General features: G+C 73.2%; 3 protein-coding genes. 2 read left to right on the forward strand and 1 reads right to left on the reverse strand.

All coding sequences use genetic code 11. The features are described 5' to 3' along the window. Positions 1-48: 48 nt before the first annotated feature. Entirely contained in the window at positions 49-660 is a 612-nt protein-coding gene (locus ACWF94_RS38790; RefSeq protein WP_453499730.1) for a TetR/AcrR family transcriptional regulator, read from the forward strand. 26 nt (positions 661-686) lie between these two features. Further along, positions 687-1,124: a DUF6069 family protein gene (locus tag ACWF94_RS38795; RefSeq protein ID WP_453499732.1), complete on the forward strand. Its 438-nt coding sequence runs from the start codon at positions 687-689 to the stop codon at positions 1,122-1,124. Between the two features lie 190 nt (positions 1,125-1,314). Here ACWF94_RS38795 and ACWF94_RS38800 read toward each other — a convergent pair. Further along, the coding region (locus ACWF94_RS38800) for a LacI family DNA-binding transcriptional regulator (RefSeq protein ID WP_453499734.1) at positions 1,315-2,382 on the reverse strand (1,068 nt) is incomplete at its 5' end.

Here is a 2,382-nt window from a genome sequence, read left to right on the forward strand (position 1 = left end):
GTCCTCACTCATTGACGGAGTGAGGACTCACTCCGTACTCTTGCGGTCATGACAGCACCTGAGGAGAACCAGACCACCCGCCGTCGCGCCCCCGGCATGTCGCCCGAGCAGCGGCGCGCGATGATCATTCAGACCGCGATCCCGCTGATCGCCGAGTACGGCGCCGCGGTGACCACCGCGAAGATCGCCCGCGCCGCGGGCATCGGTGAGGGCACGATCTTCCGGGTCTTCGCCGACAAGGACGAGTTGCTGCATGCCTGCCTGGCGGAGGCGTTCTCCCCCGAGCACGCGATCCGCGAACTCGGTGCGATCGACGTGTCGCAGCCGCTGCCCGACCGGCTCGTGGAGGCGGCCGAGGCGCTACAGGCGCACCTGGACCGGATGGGTGTGATCGCCGGGTCACTCGGGCACGGGGGCGGCAAGCACCCCGGCACGGTGCGCGGCGCGGCCCAGCATGATTCGACGGTCCGTATCCGCGCGGCGCTGGCGGAGCTGCTGGAGCCGGACGAGGCGGCTCTGCGTCGGCCGCCGGAGCAGATCGCGGCCCTGTTCTTCGGGCTGCTCTTCGTCCAGCCGCGTACGGAGGGCGAGCCGGAGCTGACCCCGCGGGAGCTGGTGGAGGTCTTCCTGCACGGAGCGCTCGCGGGCGGCGCCGAGTGAGGGCGCGGGGCAGACGCCCGGCGGTTGTGGGCCTCGCGGTCCTGGCGCCTGTCGTGGTGTGGCTGGTCGCGGATCCGGTGCTGGGGCACCGGGTGCGGATCACCGACGGCGGGCAGACGCTCGGCATCGGCGCGGTGCCGGTGGTGCTGGTCGCGCTGCTCGCGGCCCTCGCAGGCTGGGGGCTGCTGGCCGCGCTGGAGCGGTTGCGGGTACGGCGTGCCCGCGCCGTCTGGACGGGGGTGGCCGTCGCCGTACTGGCCGTGTCGTTCCTGCCGTTGACCGGCGACGGCATGGACGGCGGCACCCGGGCCGCGCTGGCCCTGATGCACCTGGCGGTGGCGGCGGTGCTGATCCCGGGCCTGCGCGCGAAAGACACCGCCGCGGCGGCACCGCGAGCACCGGGTACGCCGCGAACAGCACCAGATGGCGGCAGACCTGCCGGACAGTCGCACGGCCAGGGATGAATGTCACAGCGCCCAGCGGTACCCGGTGCGGTCGGCGGAGGTGCCCCGTACGCACGGCGTCGTCAGAGGGGGGCGCGGTGGGCGGGCACGGGGTGGGCGACCCGGTCGTGGGGCGCCTGGCCGGCGGGACGGCGGGACGGCGGGGGTGTGCGGGGCGTAGCGGGGCACGCCGGAAAGGGGTGCCGAAGGGTCAGTGGGCCCTACGTTGTTGGTGGGTCGGACGGGCGGAGGACTCGCGGGTTATCAGGCTGCGTCCCACGACCTCGACGCCGGTCGGCTTCCCGCCGGAGAACATGTCCCAGATCGCCGAGCAGGTGATCGTGGCTATCTCCTCGACGGGCCCGTGGACCGAGGAGAGGGAGGGCGAGACGTACGGCAGGAGGTCGGTGTCGCCGAAGCCGATCACGGCCACGTCGTCGGGTACCCGCAGCCCGGCGTCGGCCAGTGCCCTGCTCGCGCCGAGCGACACCTCGTCGTTGACCGCGAGGATCCCGCCCGGGACCCGGCCGGCTTCGAGGTGAGCGGTGACCGCGCTGTGGCCGGAGGAGTAGCTGGTGCCGTCCAGGGGCCAGCACCACTCCGCCGGGTCGAGACCTCGCTCGGCGAGGGCCGCCGCGTAGCCGGCGAATCGCTCGTCGCCCAGATACGAGCCCGGCAGCGCGCCGAGGAACGCCACGGGGTCGGCTCCGATGCCGAGCAGATGCCCGGTCGCCTCGTACGCGCCGCCGCGGTCGTCGTACTGAACGGTGGGCCAGGTGGCGTCCTCGATCGGCTGGCCCACCACCACCATGGGGAAGCGGTCCCTGGCGCGTCGCAGCGCCGCCACCGTGGCCGGGTCGTCCAGCCGGTCCCCGGTGGACAGGACGATCCCCTCGGAGCCCTGTCTGGCGAGGCTGCCCAGGGTGTCCGCGAGGCTGCCCATGTCGTGGTTGAGGTCGTAGAGCAGGGTCGCGTAGCCGCGCCGCTGCAACTCGGCGCGCAGCGCCCTGACCAGCATCGCGTACCAGGGCTGGGACAGCGAGCCGACGATGATCGACACGGTGCGGAAGTATCCGCCGCGGAGTCCGGAGGCCGCCCGGTTCACGTGGTAGTCGAGCTGGGCCATCGCGTTCTCGACCCGCTGGCGGGTGGCATCGGAGACCATCTCGGGTCGGTTGAGCACCCGGGAGACGGTGGCCACCGACACGCCCGCGGTCCTGGCGACGTCGACGATGCTCGGCGCTCGTGCGGTCATCGGCGGCTCCACTCGGGTCCGGTG

The sequence above is a fragment of the Streptomyces sp. NPDC055078 genome, assembly GCF_053607985.1.